A 21,831-nucleotide genomic window follows, 5' to 3' on the forward strand; every position below is an offset into this window, starting at 1 on the left:
GGCCTCCCTGCAGGGGCCCCGCCGGCCCCGTCCAGGGCCCCGCCCTGAGCTCGCGAAGGGTGGGGAGGACGGGGTCCTTCTACGAGCGGTGGGGGCAGGGGGTCCTGCTCAGCCGACGACGAAGTTGACCAGCCGGCCGGGGACGGCGACGACGCGGCGCACCGTCCTGCCGTCCAGGTGCGCGGCCACCTTCTCGTCGGCCCGGGCGGCGGCCTCGAGCGCGGCGGCGTCGGCGTCGGCCGGCACCGTCACCTGGGCCCGCACCTTGCCGTTGACCTGGACGGCGACCTGCACGGTGTCCTCGACCAGCCAGCGCTCGTCGGCCTCCGGGAACGGGTGCCAGGCCAGCGACTGCTCGTGGCCCAGCCGCGCCCACAGCTCCTCGGCGATGTGCGGGGCCAGCGGCGCCACCAGCAGCACCAGCGGCTCGGCCACCGAGCGCGGCACCGCGGAGTCGGCGCCGTACGCCTGCGTCAGGTGGTTGGTCAGCTCGGTGATCCGGGCGATCGCGATGTTGAAGCGCAGCGTCGCCATGCCGTCGCGGACCCCGGCGATCGCCCGGTGCAGCGCCCGCAGCGTCTCCTCGGCCGGCTCGACGTCGTCCGCCGTCCGGACCGCCCCGGTCTCCTCGTCGACGACGACCCGCCAGATCCGCTGCAGCAGCCGCTGCGAGCCGACGACGGCCTTGGTCTCCCACGGCCGGGACTGCTCCAGCGGGCCGGTCGACATCTCGTAGACCCGGAGCGTGTCGGCGCCGTACGCGGCGATCATCTCGTCCGGCGTCACCATGTTCTTCAGGCTCTTGCCCATCTTCCCGTACTCACGGTTGACGGGCCTGCCCTCGTGGGTGAACCGGCCGTCCTCCTCGACCACCTCGGCGGCGGGCACGTAGAAGCCGCGCTCGTCGGTGTAGGCGTACGCGGAGATGTAGCCCTGGTTGACCAGCCGGCGGAACGGCTCCTCGCTGGAGACGTACCCGAGGTCGTGCAGCACCTTGTGCCAGAACCGGGCGTACAGCAGGTGCAGCACGGCGTGCTCCATGCCGCCGACGTACAGGTCGACGCCGCCGACGTCGCCCGGCTCGCGCGGGCCCAGCCAGTAGCGCTCCAGCTCCGGGTCGACCATCCGGGTGTCGTCGGAGGGGTCCAGGTAGCGCAGGTAGTACCAGCACGAGCCGGCCCAGTTGGGCATCGTGTTGGTCTCGCGCCGGTACTTCTTCGGCCCGTCGCCGAGGTCGAGCTCGACCGTCGTCCAGTCCGTGACACGCGACAGCGGCGGCTCCGGCAGGGAGTCGGCGTCGTCGTCGTCGAAGGTCTTGGGCGAGTAGTCGTCGACCTCGGGCAGCAGCACCGGCAGCATCGAGTCCGGGACGGCGATCGGCAGGCCGTCCTCGTCGTAGACGATCGGGAACGGCTCGCCCCAGTAGCGCTGCCGGCTGAACAGCCAGTCGCGCAGCTTGTAGGTGGTGGTCGCCTGGCCGTGGCCGTGCCGCACCAGCCACTCGGTGATGGTCGCGATCGCGGTGGCCTTGTCCAGGCCGTCCAGCGAGACGTCCTCGTTGGACGAGTTGATCATCGGGCCGGCGCCGGTCCAGGCGCCGCCCTCGAAGTCCTCCGGCGGCTGCACCGTGCGCACGACGGGCAGCCCGAACACCTGCGCGAACTCGAAGTCGCGGGTGTCCTCCCCGGGGACGGCCATGATGGCGCCGGTGCCGTACCCGGTCAGCACGTAGTCGGCGATGAAGACCGGCAGCTCACGGCCGTTGACCGGGTTGACCGCGGTGACGCCCAGCCAGACACCGGTCTTCTCCCGCGCCTCGTTCTGCCGGTCCAGCTCGGAGCGGCGGGAGGCCTGCCGCTGGTACTCGCGCACCGCCTCGGCCGGGGTCGCCGCGCCGCTGGTCCACCGCGGGTCGGTGCCGTCCGGCCACCGGGCGGCGGTCAGCGTCTCGACCAAGGGGTGCTCGGGGGCCAGCACCATGTAGGTGGCGCCGAACAGGGTGTCGGGGCGGGTGGTGAAGACCTCGATGGTCTCGTCGCCGCAGCTGAAGCCGATCCGCGCGCCGGTGGAGCGGCCGATCCAGTTGCGCTGCACCTGCTTCACCGAGTCCGACCAGTCCAGCCGGTCCAGGTCGGCCAGCAGCCGCTCGGCGTAGGCGGTGATCCGCATCATCCACTGGATCAGCGGACGCCGGAACACCGGGAAGTTGCCGCGCTCGGAGCGCCCGTCGGGCGTGACCTCCTCGTTGGACAGCACCGTGCCCAGGCCCGGGCACCAGTTGACCGGAGCCTCGTGCAGGTAGGCCAGCCGGTGCGCGTCGACGACCCGGCGCCGCTCGACGGCGTCCAGCTCCGCCCACGGCCGGCCGGTGTCGTTCGTCCCCGCGGCGGGCTCCCGTGTGCCGGCGTCCAGCTCGGCGACCAGCTCGTCGATCCGGCGCGCCTTCCCGGCCTCCTCGTCGAACCAGGACCCGAAGACCTGCAGGAAGATCCACTGGGTCCACCGGTAGTAGCCCGGGTCGATCGTGGCGAAGGTGCGGCGCTCGTCGTGGTCGACGCCCAGCCGGCGCAGCTGCGCCTTGATGGCCGCGATGTTGGCCTCGGTGGTGATCCTCGGGTGCTGCCCGGTCTGGACGGCGTACTGCTCGGCCGGCAGACCGAAGGCGTCGTAGCCCATCGGGTGCAGCACGTTGGCGCCGTCCATGCGGCGGAACCGGCTGATGGCGTCGGTGCCCAGGTACCCCAGCGGGTGACCGACGTGCAGACCGGCGCCCGAGGGGTACGGGAACATGTCCATCACGAAGTACTTGGGCCGGTCCGCGACCCGCTCGAAGCCCTCGGACAGCCGGCCCGTCGGGCTCGGGGTGTGGAACGTCCCCTCGACGGCCCACCGCGCCTGCCAGGAGTCCTCGATCGAATGAGCGAGAGCCGGGGTGTACCGGAACGGCGGGACGTCCCCCGCGTGCTCGACACTCGGCTGGTCGGCCGTCTGGCTCATCGTCGTGCTCCTGGTCCTCGAGTGCTCGTACCGGCGGCAGACAGCAAAAGACCCCTCACGCAGGAGGGGTCGCCGTGCTGACTGGGGATCTCAGGTCAGCACGGCCGCGCGAGGAGGAGCCGCCTGGTCACACCGTCGATGCTACCGCGCACCGGCGCCCGACCCGGTCTCACCCGCGGTGGGGAGGCCGGCCGGGTGTCGGGTGGAGCCCGGCACAGCACCGGCTGATGTCCGTCGTGTGCGATCCACCGGCACGCCACCGCCCTGTCCCGCCGCGCCCTCGGCGCGACGTCGACGACTCTGGCCCTGTTCGCCACCGGCGTGTGGGGTCGGCCGGACGGCGAGACGTGGGCGGTCGCCTACGACCTCGTCCTCTACAACGCCGTCTACGTCGGGGCGGCGTTCGTGTGCGCCGCCGCGGCCCGCCGGGCCGCCGACGACCGGCTGGCCTGGTGGAGCATGACGGCCGCGCTGGTCCTGGGCGTCGTCGGCAACCTGGTGTACTCGACTGCAACTCCCGGGCCGCGGCGATCGTCCGCCACACCGTGGCCCTCGCCCACGACCTGGGCCTGACGCTGGTGGCCGAGGGCGTGGAGGACACCGGCACCCAGGCAGCCCTGGCCGCGCTGGGCTGTGACGCGGCGCAGGGCTACGGCATCGCCCGCCCATGCCCGTCGAGGCGTTCCTCCGCTGGCTCGAGACCACGGTCGAGATCCCGGTGCAGTCGCTGTAACGGATCTCCTCAGCCCAGCTGGGGCGCCACCTCGGCGGCCACCAGGTCCAGGTGGTCGAGGTCGGCGAGGTCGAGGACCTGCAGGTAGACCCGGCTCGCGCCCACCTCGCGGTAGCGCCCGAGGACGTCGACGACCTCGGCCGGCGTGCCCGCGGCGCCGTGCGCCCGCAGCTCGTCGACGTCCCGGCCGATCGCCTCGGCCCGCCGCGCCAGCTCGGCCTCGTCCCGGCCCGCGCAGAGCACCAGCGCGGTGCTGAGCACCACGGATGCCGGATCGCGCCCCGCGTCCGCGCAGGCCTGCCGCACCCGGTCGAAGAGCTCGGCGTTCTCCGCCACGGAGGCGAAGGGCACGTTGAACTCGGCCGCGTACCGGGCCGCCAGCGCCGGCGTGCGCCGCTTGCCGCGCCCACCCACGATGACCGGCACGCCGCCGGGCTGCACCGGCTTGGGCAGCGCCGGGGAGTCGCTGAGCCGGTGGTGCCGCCCGGCGAAGTCGTAGGTCCGCCCGACCGGCGTCGACCACAGGCCGGTGACGATCTCCAACTGCTCCTCGTAGCGGTCGAACCGCTCCCCCAGCGACGGGAACGGGATGCCGTAGGCGGTGTGCTCGGCCTCGTACCAGCCCGAGCCGAGACCGAGCTCGACCCGCCCGCCGCTCATCTGGTCGACCTGGGCCACCGAGATCGCCAGCGGTCCGGGCAGCCGGAAGGTCGCCGCAGACATCAGCGTGCCCAGCCGGATGCGCCTGGTCTCCCGAGCCAGACCGCCCAGGGTCACCCACGCGTCGGTCGGCCCGGGCAGGCCGTCCCCGCCCATCGCGAAGTAGTGGTCGGAGCGGAAGAAGGCGTCGAAGCCGGTCTCCTCGGTCCGCCGTGCAACGGCCAGCAGGTCGTCGTAGGTGGCGCCCTGCTGCGGTTCGGTGAAGACGCGTAGCTGCACCCGGCGACGCTATCGGGGCCTCGTCACGCCCGCCGTCCCGGAGATCGCCCTCGGGGTGTGCCGTCCCCGGCGACCGGGCAGGATGACCGCCGACACGATCAACCGGAGGTGCATCCCGTGTTCCGCAAGAAGACGCACGGCCAGATCATCGGCGAGGAACTGCAGGAAGGCCTCGCCCACATCGGCACGGCGGTGGCGGAGGCCCGGCGGGCAGCGACGGAACAGCTGGCGCCGCGCGTCGAGGCCGCCCGTGAGGCGAGCGGTCCGGCGCTGGTCGCCGCCAGGGGCGCGGTCGCGCCGCGGGTCGCCGCCGCGGTGGCCGTCGCCGCGCCCGCCGCCGAGGCCGCCCGTGACGCCCTCGGCCCCCGCGTCGAGGCCGCCCGCGACGCCCTCGGCCCCCGCGTCGAGGCCGCCCGCGATGCCGCCGTCCCCCACCTGACCGCCGCGGTGACCGCCGCCCAGGCCGCGGCCACCAAGGCCGCCGCCGACCTCACCCCCCGCGTCGAGGCCGCCCGCGGCGCGGCTCAGAAGACGCTGGCGGAGGACGTCGTCCCCCGGCTGACCGCCGCCCAGGCCGCCACGCTGGCGTACGCCGCACCCAGGGTGCTGGCCGCCCGTGAGGCGGTCACCCCGGTGCTGGAGAACACCCGCGTGTCGCTCAGCTCGGGACTGGGCAGCGCCCGCGACGAGCTCGAGCTGCGCCGCCTGGAGCTCGCCGCCGCCACCGCCAAGGCCGCGAAGAAGCGTGGTCAGCTGGAGAAGGCGGCGGGGAAGAAGCGCCGGGAACTGGAGAGGAAGGCCGCGAAGGCGGGTAAGGGAGTGAGGCGGAAGGTCGGGATCGAGTCCCGGCCACGGCGCTGGCCGTGGCTGCTCGCCGTCCTCGGCATCGCCGCCGCCGTGGCGGTGGTGCTGCGCCGCCGCAGCGGCTCCGACGACCTGTGGACCCCCGCCCCCACCGGCGACGGGCCCGTTCCGAGCTACCGAGAGGACCCCGTGCCCAGCTCCCCGAGCAACTCCGGCAAGACCGTCTCCACCGCCCAGACCACCGCGGGCGACGCCACACCGCCCGACACCGACGCGGGCTCGTGGGCGCAGCAGTCCAAGCCCACGGAGACCCCTGGCTCCGCCACCCCGGGCACCGCCACGACCAGTCCGGACGACCCGGCGCTGGACACCGCCACCGCCTCGCCGAACGACCAGCCGCAGACCGCCTCCGGCGGGATCGGCTCCGACTCCGAGGACCCGCGCAACCCGGCGACCTGACCTCGTCCCGCCCCTGAGCAGCAACGCCCGCCTCCGTCGAGGCGGGCGTTGCCGTCTCCGGGAGTACCGTGGTCGATCATGAGCGAGACGGTGGCCCCGACCCCCTCCACCGACACCCCCCTGGCGCCCTCCGGCCGCAAGCTGCTGCGCCTCGAGGTCCGCAACAGCCAGGTCCCGATCGAGCGCAAGCCGGAGTGGATCAAGACCCGGCTGAAGACCGGCCCGGAGTACACCGAGCTGAAGTCGCTGGTCCGCCGTGAGGGTCTGCACACCGTCTGCGAAGAGGCCGGCTGCCCCAACATCTACGAGTGCTGGGAGGACCGGGAGGCCACCTTCCTCATCGGTGGGGACCAGTGCACCCGGCGGTGCGACTTCTGCCAGATCGACACGGGCAAGCCCGCCGAGTACGACGCCGACGAGCCGCGCCGGGTCGCCGAGAGCGTCGCCACGATGCAGCTGCGCTACGCCACGGTCACCGGCGTCGCCCGTGACGACCTGCCCGACGGCGGCGCCTGGCTCTACGCCGAGACGGTGCGGCAGATCCACGCCGCCGTCCCGGGATGCGGTGTCGAGCTGCTCATCCCCGACTTCAACGCCGACCCCGGCCAGCTCGCCGAGGTCTTCTCCTCCCGCCCCGAGGTCCTGGCGCACAACGTCGAGACCGTGCCGCGGATCTTCAAGCGCATCCGCCCCGGCTTCCGGTTCGAGCGCTCGCTGGCCGTCATCACCGCCGCCCGTGAGGCCGGGCTGGTCACCAAGTCCAACCTCATCCTGGGCATGGGCGAGGAGCCCGACGAGGTCGTCGAGACGATGCGGGCGCTGCACGAGGCCGGCTGCGACCTGCTGACCATCACCCAGTACCTGCGGCCCTCGCCACGGCACCACCCCGTCGTCCGCTGGGTCAAGCCCGACGAGTTCGTCGGTTTCCAGCAGACGGCAGAGGAGATCGGCTTCCCCGGCGTGCTCGCCGGGCCGCTGGTGCGCAGTTCCTACCGGGCGGGCCGGCTGTACCAGCAGGCCGTCGAGGCGCGCGGGCTCACCCGCTCGATCTGAGGACGTCGCGGCCGGTCCACCGGGGCCGGCCGCGCGCGCCCCTATCCTGGGGACATGGCACGCAGCAGGCCCACCGACCCCCCCGCGCCGTCCGGCACCGGCAAGGCCGCCACCAGGCCCGGCTCCCGAGGCCGCGGCAAGGGGGCGACGAAGGTCGGCAAGGACGGCCAGCCCAAGGTCGGCCGCCTCAAGAAGGTCGGCAACCAGGCCCGCATGATGAAGCAGGCCTACTCGCTGACCCGCAAGAACGACCCCAAGCTGCCCTGGCTGATGCTGATCGCCTTCGTGGCGGTGGCCGCGGTCATCGAGCTGATCGCCATCCTGCTCGGCTCGCCGTTCCTCTTCCTGCCCATCGCCATCCTCTTCGGCGCGCTGGCCGCGTTGATCCTCTTCGGTCGCCGCGCGCAGGGCTCGGCCTACCGCCAGGTCGAGGGCCAGCCCGGCGCGGCCGCGTGGGTCCTCGAGGGCATGCGCGGCGACTGGCAGGTCTCCTCGGGCGTCGCCGGCACCACCCAGCTCGACGCGGTCCACCGGGTGCTGGGCCGTCCCGGCGTGATCCTGGTCGGCGAGGGCGCGCCGTCACGGGTCCGCCCGCTGCTGGCCCAGGAGAAGAAGCGCCTCGCCCGAATCGCCGGGGACGCCCCGATCTACGACGTCCTCGTCGGCGACGAGGAGGGTCAGGTGCCGCTGCGCAAGCTCAGCGCCCACGTGATGAAGCTGCCGCGCAACCTCGACGGCGGGCAGCTCAACGCCCTGCGCAAGCGGGTCGCCGCGCTCGGCGGCTCGCGGATGCCGGTGCCCGGCGGCCCGCTGCCCGGCGGTCGCCAGATGACCGTCAGCCAGCGCCAGGTCCGCCGGCGGTAACCCCGGACGGGCTCCCTCCAGGTGGAAGGACCCGCTCCTCCCCATCACTAGCCGGCTCGCGCCGGGGCCCCGGGGGGCGTGCGGTGCGGGGCAGGGTGGTTGTGCATCAGAGCCGGCGGAAGGGCTCCGCGTACCGGAACGTGCCCTCTGTGCGCCGATCGCCGAGCCATCGGGCCTGGAAGTGGTCGCCCCACGCCGGGTCGGGCGCGGCCACCCCCACGGTGGCGGCCGCGACGAAGCCGAACCGCCGGTAGTAGCCCGGCGCCCCGAGCAGCGCGACCAGCTGCTCGTCGGCCGCCTCGGCCACGGCGAGCAGCGCGTGCACCAGCACGGTGCCCACGCCCCTGCCCTGCGCTGAGGGGAGGACACCGAGCGGACCCAGCCCGAGCGCCGGGACGCCGAGAGGTTCCAGCCAGCCACGGGTGGCGATCACGTGCCCGACCACCGCGCCGCCGTCCGTGGCGACGAGGGACAGGTGCGGCAGGAAGCCGGCGTCCTCACGCAGCTCGTCGGTCAGCCGGGCCTCGACGACGTCGGCGTCGGGCCGCGCGCCGGGCGGCCGGAAGGCGGCGGCGTGCAGCGCGTGGACGGCGGCGGAGTCGGCCGGCCGCTCCCGACGGATGATCACGCGTCGCGGACGACGGCGGTGTCGGTCAGCCGGTCGTGCAGCCCGCGGCCGTCGGCGTCCACCACGAGCGCGGGTACCAGCAGCATGAGCAGCGCCGTCCGGACGACGGCCCGCCACAGCGCCAGCCGCTCCCCCGCCCGCGGGTGCGCGAGCCGCAGGCCGAGCAGTCGCATCCCGGGCGTCTGCCCGAAGGCGACGAGCGTGACGACGGTGATCAGCCCGAACGGCAGCAGGCTCCAGTTGCCGGGCAGCGAGGGTGCGGTGAACAGGCCCGCGATCAGCGCCGCGGCCACGGCGTCGACGAGGAAGGCGCCGATCCGGCTGCTGAACGTGGCCAGCGAGCCGGCTCCCTCGGCGGGCAGTCCCAGTGCGGCGCCCCGCGGACGCTCTTGAGAGGGTGGCTGCGCGTCCCGGACCATGGACCTCAGCGTAGGACGCGCTCGCAGACTGCCCGCCTGACCGGCGGCCACGCCGACGGCGACACGCCGTGGGGCGTTGTTACCGGCTCGAAACACCCGAGACACCCGAGGGCAACCGCCCGCTCGTACGTTCGGCACCGGCTGTCCGCCACAACCCGGAGGATCGATGTTCACCAGTCCCGACGAGGTCGCCGCCTACATCCGCGACAACGACGTCGAGTTCGTCGACGTCCGCTTCTGCGACCTGCCCGGCGTCATGCAGCACTTCACGATCCCCGCGTCGACCTTCGGGGAGGACACGTTCTCCGATGGTCTGGGGTTCGACGGCTCCTCGATCCGCGGCTTCCAGGCGATCAACGAGTCCGACATGCTGCTGCTGCCGGACGCCAACAGCGCCTTCCTCGACCCGTTCCGCCGGCACAAGACGCTGAACGTCAACTTCTTCATCCACGACCCGATCACGCGCGAGGCCTACAGCCGCGATCCGCGGAACGTGGCGAAGAAGGCCGAGGCGTACCTCGCCTCCAGCGGGATCGCCGACACCGCCTACTTCGGCGCCGAGGCGGAGTTCTACGTCTTCGACTCGATCCGGCACGGTACCGGCATCAACGAGGGCTACTACCACATCGACGCGGTCGAGGGCTCGTGGAACTCGGGTTCCCTGACCGGCGAGAACGGCGGCCCGAACCTGGGCTACAAGACCCGGCCCAAGGGCGGCTACTTCCCGGTCGAGCCCTACGACCACCAGAGCGACCTGCGCTCGACGATGATGACCAACCTCATCGCGGCGGGCCTCGAGCTCGAGCGCGGGCACCACGAGGTCGGCACCGGCGGTCAGGCCGAGATCAACTACAAGTTCGACACGCTGCTCCGCTCGGCCGACAGCCTGATGCTGTTCAAGTACATCATCAAGAACACCGCCTGGGCCGAGGGCAAGAGCGTCACGTTCATGCCCAAGCCGCTGTTCGGTGACAACGGTTCCGGCATGCACTGCCACCAGAGCCTCTGGAAGGACGGCGAGCCGCTGTTCCACGCCGAGACCGGCTATGCGGGGCTGTCCGACATGGCACGGCACTACATCGGTGGACTGCTCGCCCATGCGCCGTCCCTGCTGGCCTTCACCAACCCGACGGTGAACAGCTACCACCGGCTGGTGCCGGGCTACGAGGCACCGATCAACCTGGTGTACTCGGCCCGCAACCGCTCGGCGTGCACCCGCATCCCGATCTCCGGTGACAGCCCCAAGGCCAAGCGCATCGAGTTCCGGGTGCCCGACCCGTCGGCCAACCCCTACCTCGCCTTCTCGGCGATGCTGATGGCCGGTCTCGACGGCGTGAAGAACAAGATCGAGCCGCCGGCCCCGGTCGACAAGGACCTCTACGAACTGCCGCCCGAGGAGGCCCTGGGCATCGAGAAGGTCCCGGCCTCGCTGGACGCCGTCCTCGACCGGCTCGAGGTCGACCACGAGTACCTCATCGACGGCGGGGTGTTCACCCCCGACCTGATCGAGACGTGGATCGAGTACAAGCGGGAGAACGAGATCGACCCGATCCGCCTGCGCCCGCACCCGCACGAGTTCGCGATGTACTACGACATTTGACCTCGGCGGACGCTCCGCGGCCCCCGTCCTCGACCCGAGGACGGGGGCCGCGGTGCGTCCAGCGGTCGGAAGGCGGCTCGGCCGGCGTGGGCACCACCCCGGTACCGTGCAAGGCGAATGTGCCATTCCCATGGGACGGGGACGTCCGGAACGGTCGGGGCCGTCCAGACCGCGTCGTCGTGGGTCCAACAGCGAGAAGGCGAGAGTTCATGACCACCGACGGCAACCGCACCAGTGTGGCGGTGATCGGCGCCGGACCCGCGGGGCTGACCGCCGCCTACGAGTTGGTCCGTCGCCAGGTTCCGGTCACCGTGCTGGAGGGTGACTCGATGGTGGGCGGCATCAGCCGCACCGCCGAGCGGGAGGGCTGGCGCTTCGACATCGGCGGCCACCGCTTCTTCACCAAGGTGCCCGAGGTCGAGGCCCTCTGGCACGAGATCCTCCCCGACGAGGACTTCCTGCTCCGGCCGCGGATGAGCCGGATCTTCTACGACGGCAAGCTCTACGACTACCCGCTCAAGGCCAGCAACGCCCTGGGCAACCTCGGCCCGGTCGAGGCCGTGCGGTGCGTGGCGTCCTACCTGTGGGCGCGGATCCGCCCGCCGAAGAACCAGGACACCCTGGAGGGCTGGATCGTCGCCCGCTTCGGCAAGCGCCTCTACCAGCACTTCTTCAAGACCTACAACGAGAAGCTCTGGGGCGTCCCGGTCGACCAGCTGCCGGCCGACTTCGCTGCCCAGCGGATCAAGAACCTGTCCCTGGTCGGTGCGGTGGTCAACGCGCTGACCCCCAAGCGCAACCAGAAGGAGATCACCTCCCTCATCGAGGAGTTCCAGTACCCGAAGTACGGGCCCGGGATGATGTGGGAGACCGCCGCGCGCAAGGTGCAGGAGCGCGGCGGCACGGTGGTCATGGAGGAGAAGGTCCGCACCGTGCACTGGGAGCCCGGCCGCGGGGTCACCGGTCTGACCACGGTGGTCACCGGCGGCTACGGCGCCGGCGCGGGCGCGCCCGAGCCCAGCCGGAGCGACATCGGCGCCGAGAAGCGCTACGAGGCCGACCACTTCATCAGCTCGATGCCGTTCTCCTCGCTGGTGAACGCCCTCGACCCGAAGCCCCCGGCGGAGGTGCTGGCGGCGGCCGACGCCCTGAAGTACCGCGACTTCCTCACCGTCGCGCTCGTGCTCCCGGTCGAGGCCGGCTTCCCCGACAACTGGATCTACATCCACTCCCCCGACGTCCAGGTCGGCCGGATCCAGAACTTCGGCTCCTGGTCGCCGTACCTGGTCAAGGACGGGCGCACCTGCCTGGGCCTGGAGTTCTTCGTCAACGTCGGCGACGACACCTGGAACCGGTCCGACGAGGACCTCATCGCCCAGGGTGCCCGCGAGCTGGAGCAGCTCGGGCTGGCCAAGGCCTCCGACGTCGAGCGCGGCTTCGTCGTCCGGATGCCGAAGGCCTACCCGTTCTACGACGCCGGGTACAAGGAGAACGTCGAGGTCATCCGGCGCTGGATGGAGGAGAACACGCCGAACCTGCACCCGGTCGGGCGCAACGGCATGTTCCGCTACAACAACCAGGACCACTCGATGCTCACGGCCATGCTCACCGTGCAGAACATCGCCGACGGCACGCACCACGACATCTGGGACGTCAACGTGGAAGAGGACTACCACGAGGAGGTCTCGTCGCAGCGCACGGACGCCACGGCGGACGACCACGGGAGTCCCCGCCCCACCGCGGCGTGACGCAGGCACCAGGCGCCCGTCGCCGGCCGGAGTCCCTCGAGGACCCCGCGCCGGCGGCGGGCGCGTCCGCATCCGCGTCAGCCGACGCCGCCCGCCCGGGCCTGGCGGCCCGCGCGCTCCGGTCGGCCCGCCGGCACGCCGTCTTCCTCGTCGTGCTGGTCCTCGCCGCCATCGCACGCGGCTACGTGACCGCGGCGTACTCGACGGCGCTGTGGTTCCCCGACTCGGGCACCTACGTGGACCGGGCCGAGTGGGTCGAGCCCGCCGTCGACCGGCCGTGGGGCTACTCGGCCTTCCTGGCCCTGCTCAACCCGGTCACCACGTTCCGCGAGGTGGCGATCGTCCAGCACGTGCTCGGCCTGGCCGTCATCGTGCTGGGCTACGCGCTGCTGCAGCGCCGCGGCGTCGCCCGCTGGATGAGCGTGCTCGCCGTCCTGCCACTGGCCTTCGACGCCTACCTGCTGAACATCGAGCACTTCATCCTGGCCGAGACGCTCTTCGTGTTCCTCATGGCCGTCGCGCTGGTGCTCCTGCTGGTCCGCGAGCGGCCGGGACCCCTGCTGGTCGCGGCGGTCGGTGTCGTCCTGGGCCTGCTGACGCTCACCCGCACGGTGGGGCTCTTCCTCGTGGGCGTCGTGTTCGTCTACCTGGTCGTGCGGTTGCTGGTCCGGACGCTGCGCTGGCCGGCGGTCGTCGCCTTCCTCGGCGGTGTCGCGGCGGTGCTCCTGCCCTACGCGGCCTGGTTCGGCAGCGTGCACGGCTCGTTCGGGCTGACCGACTACACCGGCCACTTCCTCTACGGGCGGGTCGCCACCTTCGTCCAGTGCGCGGAGCTGGACGTGCCCGAGCGGTTGCAGCCCCTGTGCCCGACGCTGCCGCCGGAAGAGCGCCGCCCCGGCGACCAGTTCGTCTGGTTCGCCGACAGCCCGGCCAACGCCGTGGTGGACGGCGAGCGGGTGTGGTCGGAGGAGGACCTCGCGGAGTTCGCCACCATCGCCATCACGGGGCAGCCGTGGGACTACCTGCGCCAGCTGCTCTCCGAGACCGTGCACTACGTCGAGCCGGGCCGGGTCTCCGGCCCGCAGGACACCTGCCCGACCTGGTGGGCGTTCCCGTACCCGGAACCGGTGGAGCAGTACGACTGCAGACCGGTGCTCGCCCCCGGGCCGTACGGCTACGACGAGGAGATGGTCGGCGACCTGCGCTCCTACCAGCGGTACTTCTACACCCCCGGTCCGGTGCTCGGCGTGTGCATGCTGGTGGGCCTGGGTGCGCTGTTCCTGCGCCGGCGCGACTGGCGGGACCGGCTGGACCCGGCGCTGCTGGCGCTGGTCGGGCTCACCCTCATGGCCGGTCCGGCGGCGACCGCCTCGTTCGACTTCCGCTACGTGCTGCCGACGCTCGCCGTCCTGCCGCCGGCCGCTGCGCTGGCGCTGCGCGGGGTCTCGCTGCGGCGCCGGCCGGCGGAGCAGGGTCCCGCCGAGGAACCCCGGCCCGAGCCCGCACCGGCGGCCGGCTGAGCCACGCCGGGCCCCGTCCAGAGGCTCGCACCGACCCCCTGCAGGGTCCCTCCAGGCCCCGTCCAGGGCGCCGCCCGAGCTCGCGCGGGGTGGGGAGGACGGGGTCCCTCTACGAGGCGTGGGGGGAAGGGGCGGCCTCCCTGCAGGGTCCGTCGCGAGCCTGCGAGTGGCGGGGGGCAGGGAGGTCCTCTTTCAGGCTGCGTCGTCCTCCAGGTCGAGGTCCTCGAGACCGACCATGACCTCGTTGCTCTGCAGGGTCACCAGCCAGGCGAGCGCGTGGTCCTCCACCGGCCGGCCCGAGACGTCGGCGATGGCGTCGAGCTGGGCGGCGACCAGACCGCGGGCGGCCTGGTAGACGTCGGCCGCGGTCACCGCGGTCCCGAGCTCGTCGAGCCAGAGCCGGCCGTCCCCCAGCACGCGGACCTCGGGTTCGGTACCGACTCCGAGGTCGGCGGCCGCACTGGCGAGCAGGGACATGCCGGTGCGCAGCCCGGTGCGGCGATCACGACGGGGGGACGACGAGGGCACGGACACGGGTGCCACCTCTCGGACGGGCCCGCGGGGCCACGGCAACGTGCCCTCGATCTCGGCAGCCCGGGTCCCCGGGTGGACGGCCCCCGCACACGGGTGTGACGCCGCGGGTCTCCCGTGACGGGCGAGCCGGGTCCTCGCACACGGACCGCGGCCCCGGTCCCCTGGGAGGGGGCCGGGGCCGCGTCCGTGCCCGGACTCAGCAGCAGCGGCTGACCGGGTTGCGCTCCCGCTCGTCGGCGCGGCGCCGCTCGAACTCGCGCCGGGTCATCGGCTGGTGCCCGTGTTCGGCGCAGTGCCGCAGATAGTCGTCCCAGCGGGCCTCGCCGCTCCACTCCCGCAGGTACCAGCGCACCCCGTGCCAGGCACGGCCGGTGGCCGACCGGACGGCGGTGGCCATCCCCCCGCTCACCGGGACGGACCCTCCTCCGTGAAGGTGCCGTGGCCCCGCGCGCCCGCGCCGACCAGGCGCTCCTGCTCGGCCATGGCGCGCTTCTCCTCCGCGGTCGCGAACAGCCCGGAGGGCTCGACGATCGACGACGGCACCGCCGGCTCCTCGGTGGTGGGCACCGGCCCGCCGGTCCGCAGGGCCCGGGCGATCACGATCACCGCGTTGACGATCACGACGAGGACGAGCACCGCGAAGACCGCCTGCAACACACCGTTCAGGGTCGAGTTGTAGATGATCCGGTCCATCTGGTCGGCGTTCTGCGCCGGCGCCAGGAGCTCCCCTGCCGCCTCGGCGTCGGCGTACCGCTGACGCTGCGCGAAGTAGCCCACCGCCGGGTCGGACGAGAACACCTTCTGGAAGCTCGCCGTCATGGTGACCACGAGGTCCCACGCCAGCGGGACGCCGGTCACCCAGGCGTACTTCGCCTTACCGTGCTTGATCAGCAGCACCGTGACCAGGGTCAGGGCGATGGCGGCCAGCAGCTGGTTGGCGATGCCGAACAGCGGGAAGAGCTGGTTCACGCCGCCCAGCGGGTCGGTGACCCCGACGTACAGGATGTAGCCCCACAGCGCGACCACCGCGGCGCTGGCCATGATGTTGCCGGGCCGCCACGACAGGTCCCCGAAGCGCTTCCAGACGTTGCCGATCGTGTCCTGCAGCATGAACCGGCCCACCCGGGTGCCGGCGTCGACGGCGGTGAGGATGAACAGCGCCTCGAACATGATCGCGAAGTGGTACCAGAACGCGGCCATGCCCGCGCCGAACGCGTCGGACAGGATGTTCGCGATGCCGACGGCGAGGGTGGGCGCGCCACCCGTGCGGGAGACCAGGCTCGGTTCCTGGACCGCCGCGGAGGCCGCGGCCAGGTCCTGCGCTGTGGTGTCGAAGCCGAGGCCGTTCACGTAGGCGGCCGCGCTCTCCACGGTGCCGCCGGTGGCCCCGGCCGGGCTGTTCATCGCGAAGTAGAGCCCCTGGTCGATCACGACGGCGGCGATGAGCGCGCTGATGGCGACGAAGGACTCCATCAGCATGCCGCCGTAGCCGATGAGGCGGACCTGGCTCTCCTTGGCCACCATCTTCGGCGTCGTCCCTGAGGAGATCAGGGCGTGGAAGCCCGACAGCGCGCCGCAGGCGATGGTGATGAACACGAACGGGAACAGCGACCCGGCGAAGACCGGACCGGTGCCCTCCCGGGCGAAGTCGGTGACCGCGTCGGCCTGCAGCACCGGCCGGGCCAGCAGCAGGCCGATGGCGAGCAGGACGATGACGCCGACCTTCATGAAGGTCGACAGGTAGTCGCGCGGAGTGAGCAGCAGCCACACCGGCAGCACCGAGGCCACGAACCCGTAGACGACGAGCGCGAGGACCAGCCACTCCTTCGACAGCGTCAGCGCCTCGCCGAGCCCGGTGTCGTCGATCAGGCCGCCGCCGATGACCGCGGCCAGCAGCAGGACGACGCCGATGGCGGTGGCCTCCAGGACGCGGCCCGGGCGGATGGTGCGCAGGTAGACGCCCATGAACAGGGCGATCGGGATGGTCAGCGCGATGGAGAACACGCCCCAGGGCGACTCGGCGAGCGCGTTCACCACGATCAGCGCGAGCACGGCCAGGATGATGATCATGATGGCGAAGACGGCGATGAGCGCCGCGATGCCGCCGACGATCCCGATCTCCTCGCGGACCATCTGGCCGAGGCTCTTGCCGTTGCGGCGCATCGAGAAGAACAGGACGGTCATGTCCTGCACCGCACCGGCGAAGATGACACCGACGATGATCCAGATGGTGCCGGGCAGGTAGCCCATCTGCGCGGCGAGCACCGGCCCGACCAGCGGGCCGGCACCGGCGATCGCGGCGAAGTGGTGCCCGAACAGCACCCGCCGGTCGGTGACGTCGAAGTCGATGCCGTTGTGCAGCCGCTCGGCCGGGGTGGCCCGCCGGTCGTCGACCCCCAGCACGCGGCGCGCGATGAACTTCGCGTAGAAGCGGTACGCGATGGCGTACGAGCAGAGCGCGGCGAACAGGATCCAGAGGGCCGAGACGGTCTCCCCGCGGGCCAGCGCGAGCACCGTCCAGGCGACGGCGCCGACGACGGCCACCGCCGTCCAGACGAGGACGGTCTTCAGTGACGGACGGCGGCGGCCGCCGCCTCCCGGGGGTCCTCCGTCGGTGTCGGGCCTGCTGACGGTGGTGGACACGGTCGCCCCTCCCTGCGTGCGCAGACAGCGTCCGGACGACGCCGTCCTGTGGACGCAGGGAGCATGTCAAGCCCTCCGCCGCCCCACCAGCAGGAGGCCGGGTCGTGACCCGCCCGTGATCGAGGACCCCCTCGCCCCCACCGCGAGCCGGGCGACGTACTGGAACGGCCCCCTGCAGGGGCCCGTCGCGAGCCTGCGAGCGGTGGGGGCAGGGGGTCCTTCATCCCCAGACCTCCTGGGCGGTCTCGACGACGAGCGCCAGCTTGGCGATCTGCTCGTCCCGGGTCAGGGCGTTGCCCTCCACGGTCGAGGAGAAGCCGCACTGCGGGGACAGCGCCAGCTGCTCCAGCGGCACGTACCGCGCGGCCTCGTCGATGCGCCGCTTGAGGTCGTCCTTGCTCTCCAGGTCCGGGCGCTTGGTGGTGATCAGGCCCAGGACGACGCGCTTGCCCGGCGGCACGAAGCGCAGCGGCTCGAAGCCACCGGAGCGGGCGTCGTCGTACTCGAGGAAGAAGCCGTCGACCTCCAGGCCGCCGAACAGCGCCTCGGCGACGAAGTCGTACCCGCCCTCGGCCACCCACGAGGAGCGGAAGTTGCCCCGGCACATGTGGGTGGTCACCGTCAGCCCCTCCGGGCGGCCGGCCAGCGCGGCGTTGATCTGCCGGATGTAGCGCTCGTGCTGGTGCTCGGCGTCGCGCCCCTGCGCGGCCAGCTCGGCGCGCTGCGCGGGGTCGTTGAGATAGGCCAGGCTGGTGTCGTCCAGCTGCAGGTAGGTGCAGCTCTGCGCGGCGATGCCCCGCACCTGCTGGGCGTAGGCCGCCGACAGCGCGTCCCAGAAGGCGTCCTCGTCGGGGTAGACGGCCGGGTCGATCGCCGCGGCGCCGCCGCGGTAGTGCACCATCGAGGGCGAGGGGATCGTGAGCTTCGCCGTCTGCGTGCCCGCGACCTGCCCCTGCAGGTACGCGAAGTCCGCGGCGAAGATGGGCTCGTCGATCGACAGCGGCCCGTCGACGTGCAGGCCCGCTGGCGTGAAGTCGATGGTCCCGTCGGCGTTCTTGAAGTGGACGACGATGTCCTCGCCGGTCACCTTGCTGATGCCGCCGATGGCGTAGATGAAGTCCATGTGCCACGAGGCGCGGCGGAACTCGCCGTCGGTGGCGGTGCGCAGGCCGACGTCCCCCTGCATGCGGACGACGTCGGCGATTGCCTCGTCCTCGACGCCACGCAGCTCGGCCGCGTCGATCTCCCCGGCGGCGAAGCGGGCCCGGGCCTCGAGCAGGCCCTGCGGGCGCAGGAGGCTGCCGACGTGGTCGGCGCGGAACGGCGGTCCGGAGGTGTCGGTCATGTCCCGAGCTTGCCCTCTGGCGCGGCGTGTCGCAGCGCCCGCGCCGGCGCGGTGATCCGGCCTCGCCACGGGGTAGGCGACGCACATGACCGACCCCTTCGAGATCGAGGCACAGGGCGAGTCCGAGTTCGTCGTGCGGCTGCGCGGCGACGGTGAGGAGATCGAGTCCTGGTTCCGGCTCAGCCCCGGGCTCCGCGAGGAGCTCGGCCTGGAGGTGGACGACGAGGAGCTGGTCCGGCGGACCGTCCGCTATCTCCTCGGCCACCAGGACGCGGCCGACTTCCCCGACATCGTCGAGATCGAGGACGTCGTCGCCGGTTACCCCGACTACCTCGACGCCGTCCGCGGCTGACCGGCCCGGGCGCACCACGGTGATCCGGATCGTGCGGGTGCACGAGCTCGACCCCGGCGTCCCGGGAGCCCGGTTCCTCGTCGACCGGTTGTGGCCGCGCGGGGTCGCCCGGGACGCTCTGGCCCTGGACGGCTGGCTCCGCGACGCCGCTCCCAGCGACGAGCTGCGCCGGTGGTTCGGCCACGACCCGGCCCGGTGGGAGGAGTTCCGCCGCCGGTACGTCGCCGAGCTCGACGCCTCCCCCGAGACCTGGGCGCCGCTGCGGGCCGCCGCCGCCGAGGGCGACATCGTCCTGCTCTACGCCGCCCGGGACCGCGAGCACAACAACGCCGTCGTCCTGCGCGACCACCTCGAGCAGGCGCTCAGCCGGTAGCCCGCCGGCCCTGCTGGACCGACCAGGTGTTGCCGTCGGGGTCGTCGAAGAAGACGAAGGACGCGAAGTCCGTGTCCTGCGGGTCCGGGCCCGGCGCCATCCGGCCGTCCTCGAAGTGCACGACGCCGCTGCTGTCGACACCTGCCCGCTCGAGGTGCTCGGCCGCCGCGTGGATGTCCGCGACGACGAACTGGCTGCCCTTCATCGATCCCGGTGCGCCCTGCGGCAGGCCCTGGCCGAAGACGATCGAGCAGGCCGACCCCGGCGGGGTCACCTGGACGACCCGGAAGGAGTCGCCCGCCCGGTGGTCGGTGTCCACCGGGAAACCGAGCCGGTCCGCGTAGAACGCCTTGGCGCGGTCGACGTCGGTCACGGGGACGACGACGACCTCCAGCTTCCAGTCCACGGGGGCTCCTCGCGGTCGGTTACGGGGTTGCGGCGGGTCGTGGCGGAGGCCGCCGAGGGCCTCCGGCGGGAAGGTGCAGCTCGTGTCGCCGAGCAGCAGGGCGCGGTAGGTGGCCGTGGCCGCCTCCTCCAGGTTCAGCGCCCGCCGGAAGGCCATGCCGACGTCCGGCCCCAGCGCCGAGCAACCGTGGTGGGACAGCACGATGCAGTCGTGCTGCCGCGCCTGCGCGGCGGCACCGTCGGCGAGCTCGTCGGAGCCGTTCGGGGAGTACGGGACGGTGCCGACCGACCGCACGTAGACGGCGTGGTCGAGGGTGATCAGCCGGATCCGGTGGCCGAGGGCGTCGACCAGGACGGCGTGCTGGGGGTGCAGGTGGACGACGGCGTGCACGTCCGGGCGGGCGCGGTAGGTGCGCTGGTGGAGCTTCCACTCGCTCGACGGCCGCTCGGCCCCGGCGGTGACCTCGCCGTCCAGGGTCACCACGCTGAAGTCCGCGGGGGTCAGCCGGTCCAGCCACGTGCCGGCCGCGGTCACCACGAACTCGGTTCCCCCCGGCAGCCGGGCGGAGAGGTTGCCGCCGCTGGCCAGCACCAGCCCGCGCTCCACCGCCAGGCGGCCCACCTCGACGAGCTGGTCGACCACCTCCGCACGTGTCGCGGCTGCCCTCATGCGGCGAAGTAGGAGGCCAGGTCGGACGGGGCGAACCGCCCGCGGTCGGTGACCACGACGCTGACGAACCGCGGCGGGGTGACGTCGAAGGCGGGGTAGACGCCGGTGACGAGCTCGGACGCCGTGCGGGAGCCGAGGCACTGCAGCACCTCGCGCCCGTCCCGGTCCTCGAGCTCGACGGCGGACGCGTCCGGCGCCTGCCGGTCCGGGGCCTGGACGAGCGCCAGGTACGGCACCCCGAAGGTGTGCGCGGCGACCGCGATCTGCAGGGTGCCGATCTTGTTCACGACGGAGCCGTCCATGGTGACGCGGTCGGCGCCGGTCACGAAGGTGGTGACGTCGCCCCGGCTCATGAGGTGCGCGGGCATGCCGTCGGTGACCAGCCGCGTGGGGACGCCCATCTCCGCCAGGCTCTCCGCCGTCAGGCGGGCGCCCTGCAGGTAGGGCCGCGTCTCGGTGCACACGGCGTCGATGCGCTTGCCCGAGCGCAGCACCGCCGCGACGGTCTCGGTGAGGTAGGACTCCGCCCAGCAGTGGGTGAGGACCGTGGCGCCGTCCGGGATCAGCGCGGCGGCGTGCTCCCCGAGGCGCCGGTGGCCGGCCCGGTGCCGCTCCGAGACCGCCCGGGCGGCCCGCTCGACGGCGGGCCCCGGCAGCTCCCCGGCGTCCACCGCAGCCGTACCGACCGCCAGCAGCTCGGCGACGACGCCCCGGATGCCGTTGTTCGTCGGTCGGGTGGACACCAGCCGGTGGCCGGCCGCCGTCACGAGGTCGCGACGGGCCCGTGCCGTGGGGAGCCGGTCGGCCTCCCGGGCAGCGAGCGTCATCCCGCCGGCCGCCGCGAACAGCGGACCCAGGCTCTGGGTGACCATGTCCTCGATCACCCGGGCCACGTCCTCGTGGCTGCGGCAGGTCACCCAGGTCCGTGCGAAGGGGAAGACGCGGCGGTCCAGGATCCGGACGGCGTCCGGCTCCACCACCACGCTCTGCCCGACCAGGGTCGGGCAGGGGACGTCCGTCGTGGTCGTCGTCGAGTGGTCGGCGGACACGCCGGCGGGGGCAGCCACCCGACGATGATCGCGGCCGGAGCGCGCGTCGGCTAGATGTCGGTGACGCGCTCCGCCCGGGAATCTCCAGCGGCCACTGTAAGTTCACCAGGGTGTCGGACACGACGACGAGACCTCGAGAGGAGGACGCACCATGACGCTCCCCGTCCGTTCCCCGTCCCGCTCCGCCGTGCGGTGGGATCCCCTCCGCGAGCTGGACGAGCTCTACGAGCGGGTGAACACGCTGTGGCAGTCCGGGCTGAGCGGCGCCCTGGAGCAGTGGTCCCCGCTGGCCGACGTGGAGGAGACCGACGACGCCTACACCGTCGAGATCGACCTCCCCGGCGTGGCGCGCGAGGACGTCGACATCCAGCTCGACGACCGCCGGCTGACGGTCTCCGGCGACATCGAGGAGAAGGAGCGCAAGGGCATCCTGCACCGGCGCACCCGCCGGGTCGGGCGCTTCCACTACTCGGTGACCCTGCCGGGCGACGTCGACGCCGACAACGTCAGCGCGCAGCTGCACGACGGCGTGCTGACGGTGCACGTCCCGAAGTCCGCGCAGGCCAAGCCGCGGCGGATCGCCATCAGCAGCTGACCCCCGACGCGGGTGCGCGCTGGTGGACACTTCCCGGACCGGACGCGTCCACCAGCGCGCGACCGCGGGACGTCGCACGGTGGGAATCGCCTCGCACCGCT

The 21,831-nt window shown here is 72.7% G+C and carries 21 protein-coding genes; 11 read left to right on the plus strand and 10 right to left on the minus strand.

Features of this window, described 5'->3' with window-relative positions; all coding sequences use genetic code 11:
* Window positions 1–108: 108 nt before the first annotated feature.
* Window positions 109–2,997: a leucine--tRNA ligase gene (leuS, locus tag ACWIX7_RS01825; RefSeq protein WP_448619923.1), complete on the minus strand. Its 2,889-nt coding sequence runs from the start codon at window positions 2,995–2,997 to the stop codon at window positions 109–111.
* 321 nt (window positions 2,998–3,318) lie between these two features.
* On the opposite strand from leuS, the gene ACWIX7_RS01830 reads away from it, so the two are divergent.
* Together ACWIX7_RS01830 and ACWIX7_RS01835 are read left to right on the plus strand one after the other, a co-directional pair.
* On the plus strand, window positions 3,319–3,570 hold the full coding sequence (locus ACWIX7_RS01830; protein WP_448619924.1) for a hypothetical protein: 252 nt from the start codon (window positions 3,319–3,321) through the stop codon (window positions 3,568–3,570).
* Entirely contained in the window at window positions 3,543–3,818 is a 276-nt protein-coding gene (locus ACWIX7_RS01835; protein WP_448619925.1) for an EAL domain-containing protein, read from the plus strand. The genes ACWIX7_RS01830 and ACWIX7_RS01835 overlap by 28 nt, the downstream gene beginning before the upstream one ends.
* Here the strand turns inward: ACWIX7_RS01835 and ACWIX7_RS01840 are convergent.
* Entirely contained in the window at window positions 3,740–4,669 is a 930-nt protein-coding gene (locus tag ACWIX7_RS01840) for an LLM class F420-dependent oxidoreductase (RefSeq protein WP_448619926.1), read from the minus strand. The genes ACWIX7_RS01835 and ACWIX7_RS01840 overlap by 79 nt on opposite strands.
* Before the next feature lie 117 nt (window positions 4,670–4,786).
* Here ACWIX7_RS01840 and ACWIX7_RS01845 point away from each other — a divergent pair, with 117 nt between their 5' ends.
* The 3 genes from ACWIX7_RS01845 to ACWIX7_RS01855 all read left to right on the plus strand — a co-directional run bounded on the left by ACWIX7_RS01845 (window position 4,787) and on the right by ACWIX7_RS01855 (window position 7,849).
* Entirely contained in the window at window positions 4,787–5,932 is a 1,146-nt protein-coding gene (locus ACWIX7_RS01845) for a hypothetical protein (protein ID WP_448619927.1), read from the plus strand.
* A gap of 78 nt (window positions 5,933–6,010) precedes the next feature.
* On the plus strand, window positions 6,011–6,985 hold the full coding sequence (gene lipA / locus ACWIX7_RS01850) for a lipoyl synthase (protein ID WP_448619928.1): 975 nt from the start codon (window positions 6,011–6,013) through the stop codon (window positions 6,983–6,985).
* Between the two features lie 54 nt (window positions 6,986–7,039).
* Complete coding sequence (locus ACWIX7_RS01855) at window positions 7,040–7,849, plus strand: DUF4191 domain-containing protein (RefSeq protein WP_448619929.1); 810 nt, start codon at window positions 7,040–7,042, stop codon at window positions 7,847–7,849.
* A 106-nt stretch (window positions 7,850–7,955) separates the two neighbouring features.
* Here ACWIX7_RS01855 and ACWIX7_RS01860 read toward each other — a convergent pair whose 3' ends face one another.
* Complete coding sequence (locus ACWIX7_RS01860) at window positions 7,956–8,477, minus strand: GNAT family N-acetyltransferase (RefSeq protein ID WP_448619930.1); 522 nt, start codon at window positions 8,475–8,477, stop codon at window positions 7,956–7,958.
* Window positions 8,474–8,896, minus strand: a complete 423-nt coding sequence (locus tag ACWIX7_RS01865) for an RDD family protein (protein WP_448619931.1) — start codon at window positions 8,894–8,896, stop codon at window positions 8,474–8,476. Before ACWIX7_RS01865 ends, ACWIX7_RS01860 begins: the two co-directional genes overlap by 4 nt.
* A gap of 166 nt (window positions 8,897–9,062) precedes the next feature.
* Here ACWIX7_RS01865 and glnA point away from each other — a divergent pair, with 166 nt between their 5' ends.
* From glnA to ACWIX7_RS01880, 3 genes are all read left to right on the plus strand, one after another.
* A complete protein-coding gene (gene glnA, locus ACWIX7_RS01870; protein ID WP_448619932.1) occupies window positions 9,063–10,496 on the plus strand; it encodes a type I glutamate--ammonia ligase in 1,434 nt (477 codons plus the stop codon).
* 209 nt (window positions 10,497–10,705) lie between these two features.
* Complete coding sequence (locus tag ACWIX7_RS01875) at window positions 10,706–12,244, plus strand: NAD(P)/FAD-dependent oxidoreductase (protein ID WP_448619933.1); 1,539 nt, start codon at window positions 10,706–10,708, stop codon at window positions 12,242–12,244.
* The gene (locus ACWIX7_RS01880) at window positions 12,241–13,764 is read left to right on the plus strand and encodes a phospholipid carrier-dependent glycosyltransferase (RefSeq protein ID WP_448619934.1); all 1,524 of its coding nucleotides are present in this window, start codon (window positions 12,241–12,243) and stop codon (window positions 13,762–13,764) included. The genes ACWIX7_RS01875 and ACWIX7_RS01880 overlap by 4 nt, the downstream gene beginning before the upstream one ends.
* A 192-nt stretch (window positions 13,765–13,956) precedes the next feature.
* Here the strand turns inward: ACWIX7_RS01880 and ACWIX7_RS01885 are convergent, their stop codons facing one another.
* From ACWIX7_RS01885 to ACWIX7_RS01900, 4 genes are all read right to left on the minus strand, one after another.
* Window positions 13,957–14,298, minus strand: a complete 342-nt coding sequence (locus ACWIX7_RS01885; protein ID WP_448619935.1) for a hypothetical protein — start codon at window positions 14,296–14,298, stop codon at window positions 13,957–13,959.
* A gap of 196 nt (window positions 14,299–14,494) precedes the next feature.
* The gene (locus ACWIX7_RS01890) at window positions 14,495–14,707 is read right to left on the minus strand and encodes a CstA-like transporter-associated (seleno)protein (protein ID WP_448619936.1); all 213 of its coding nucleotides are present in this window, start codon (window positions 14,705–14,707) and stop codon (window positions 14,495–14,497) included.
* Window positions 14,704–16,941 (minus strand): carbon starvation CstA family protein, encoded by a 2,238-nt coding sequence (locus ACWIX7_RS01895; RefSeq protein WP_448619937.1) that lies wholly within the window; start codon window positions 16,939–16,941, stop codon window positions 14,704–14,706. The genes ACWIX7_RS01890 and ACWIX7_RS01895 overlap by 4 nt, the downstream gene beginning before the upstream one ends.
* 220 nt (window positions 16,942–17,161) lie before the next feature.
* Window positions 17,162–18,286 (minus strand): 5-methyltetrahydropteroyltriglutamate--homocysteine S-methyltransferase, encoded by a 1,125-nt coding sequence (locus ACWIX7_RS01900; protein ID WP_448619938.1) that lies wholly within the window; start codon window positions 18,284–18,286, stop codon window positions 17,162–17,164.
* Between the two features lie 85 nt (window positions 18,287–18,371).
* On the opposite strand from ACWIX7_RS01900, the gene ACWIX7_RS01905 reads away from it, so the two are divergent.
* Together ACWIX7_RS01905 and ACWIX7_RS01910 are read left to right on the plus strand one after the other, a co-directional pair.
* Window positions 18,372–18,638, plus strand: a complete 267-nt coding sequence (locus ACWIX7_RS01905; protein WP_448619939.1) for a hypothetical protein — start codon at window positions 18,372–18,374, stop codon at window positions 18,636–18,638.
* Between the two features lie 19 nt (window positions 18,639–18,657).
* A complete protein-coding gene (locus ACWIX7_RS01910) occupies window positions 18,658–19,011 on the plus strand; it encodes a DUF488 domain-containing protein (protein WP_448619940.1) in 354 nt (117 codons plus the stop codon).
* On the opposite strand, the gene ACWIX7_RS01915 is transcribed toward ACWIX7_RS01910, so the two are convergent.
* Complete coding sequence (locus ACWIX7_RS01915; RefSeq protein ID WP_448619941.1) at window positions 19,001–20,086, minus strand: class II aldolase/adducin family protein; 1,086 nt, start codon at window positions 20,084–20,086, stop codon at window positions 19,001–19,003. The genes ACWIX7_RS01910 and ACWIX7_RS01915 overlap by 11 nt on opposite strands.
* The gene (locus tag ACWIX7_RS01920; protein ID WP_448619942.1) at window positions 20,083–21,153 is read right to left on the minus strand and encodes a methylthioribose-1-phosphate isomerase; all 1,071 of its coding nucleotides are present in this window, start codon (window positions 21,151–21,153) and stop codon (window positions 20,083–20,085) included. The genes ACWIX7_RS01915 and ACWIX7_RS01920 overlap by 4 nt, the downstream gene beginning before the upstream one ends.
* Before the next feature lie 133 nt (window positions 21,154–21,286).
* On the opposite strand from ACWIX7_RS01920, the gene ACWIX7_RS01925 reads away from it, so the two are divergent.
* A complete protein-coding gene (locus ACWIX7_RS01925) occupies window positions 21,287–21,730 on the plus strand; it encodes an Hsp20/alpha crystallin family protein (protein ID WP_448619943.1) in 444 nt (147 codons plus the stop codon).
* Window positions 21,731–21,831 lie beyond the last annotated feature (101 nt).

This window comes from Geodermatophilus sp. URMC 65, from assembly GCF_053502545.1.

What these genes read in the sequence shown, in the direction of transcription:
- leuS (WP_448619923.1), bottom strand. Translation starts at nt 2,997, where the DNA reads ATGAGCCAGACGGCCGACCAGCCGAGTGTCGAGCACGCGGGGGACGTC.
- lipA (WP_448619928.1), top strand. Translation starts at nt 6,011, where the DNA reads ATGAGCGAGACGGTGGCCCCGACCCCCTCCACCGACACCCCCCTGGCG.
- ACWIX7_RS01875 (WP_448619933.1), top strand. Translation starts at nt 10,706, where the DNA reads ATGACCACCGACGGCAACCGCACCAGTGTGGCGGTGATCGGCGCCGGA.
- ACWIX7_RS01925 (WP_448619943.1), top strand. Translation starts at nt 21,287, where the DNA reads ATGACGCTCCCCGTCCGTTCCCCGTCCCGCTCCGCCGTGCGGTGGGAT.
- ACWIX7_RS01915 (WP_448619941.1), bottom strand. Translation starts at nt 20,086, where the DNA reads ATGAGGGCAGCCGCGACACGTGCGGAGGTGGTCGACCAGCTCGTCGAG.
- ACWIX7_RS01865 (WP_448619931.1), bottom strand. Translation starts at nt 8,896, where the DNA reads ATGGTCCGGGACGCGCAGCCACCCTCTCAAGAGCGTCCGCGGGGCGCC.
- ACWIX7_RS01905 (WP_448619939.1), top strand. Translation starts at nt 18,372, where the DNA reads ATGACCGACCCCTTCGAGATCGAGGCACAGGGCGAGTCCGAGTTCGTC.
- ACWIX7_RS01900 (WP_448619938.1), bottom strand. Translation starts at nt 18,286, where the DNA reads ATGACCGACACCTCCGGACCGCCGTTCCGCGCCGACCACGTCGGCAGC.
- ACWIX7_RS01855 (WP_448619929.1), top strand. Translation starts at nt 7,040, where the DNA reads ATGGCACGCAGCAGGCCCACCGACCCCCCCGCGCCGTCCGGCACCGGC.
- glnA (WP_448619932.1), top strand. Translation starts at nt 9,063, where the DNA reads ATGTTCACCAGTCCCGACGAGGTCGCCGCCTACATCCGCGACAACGAC.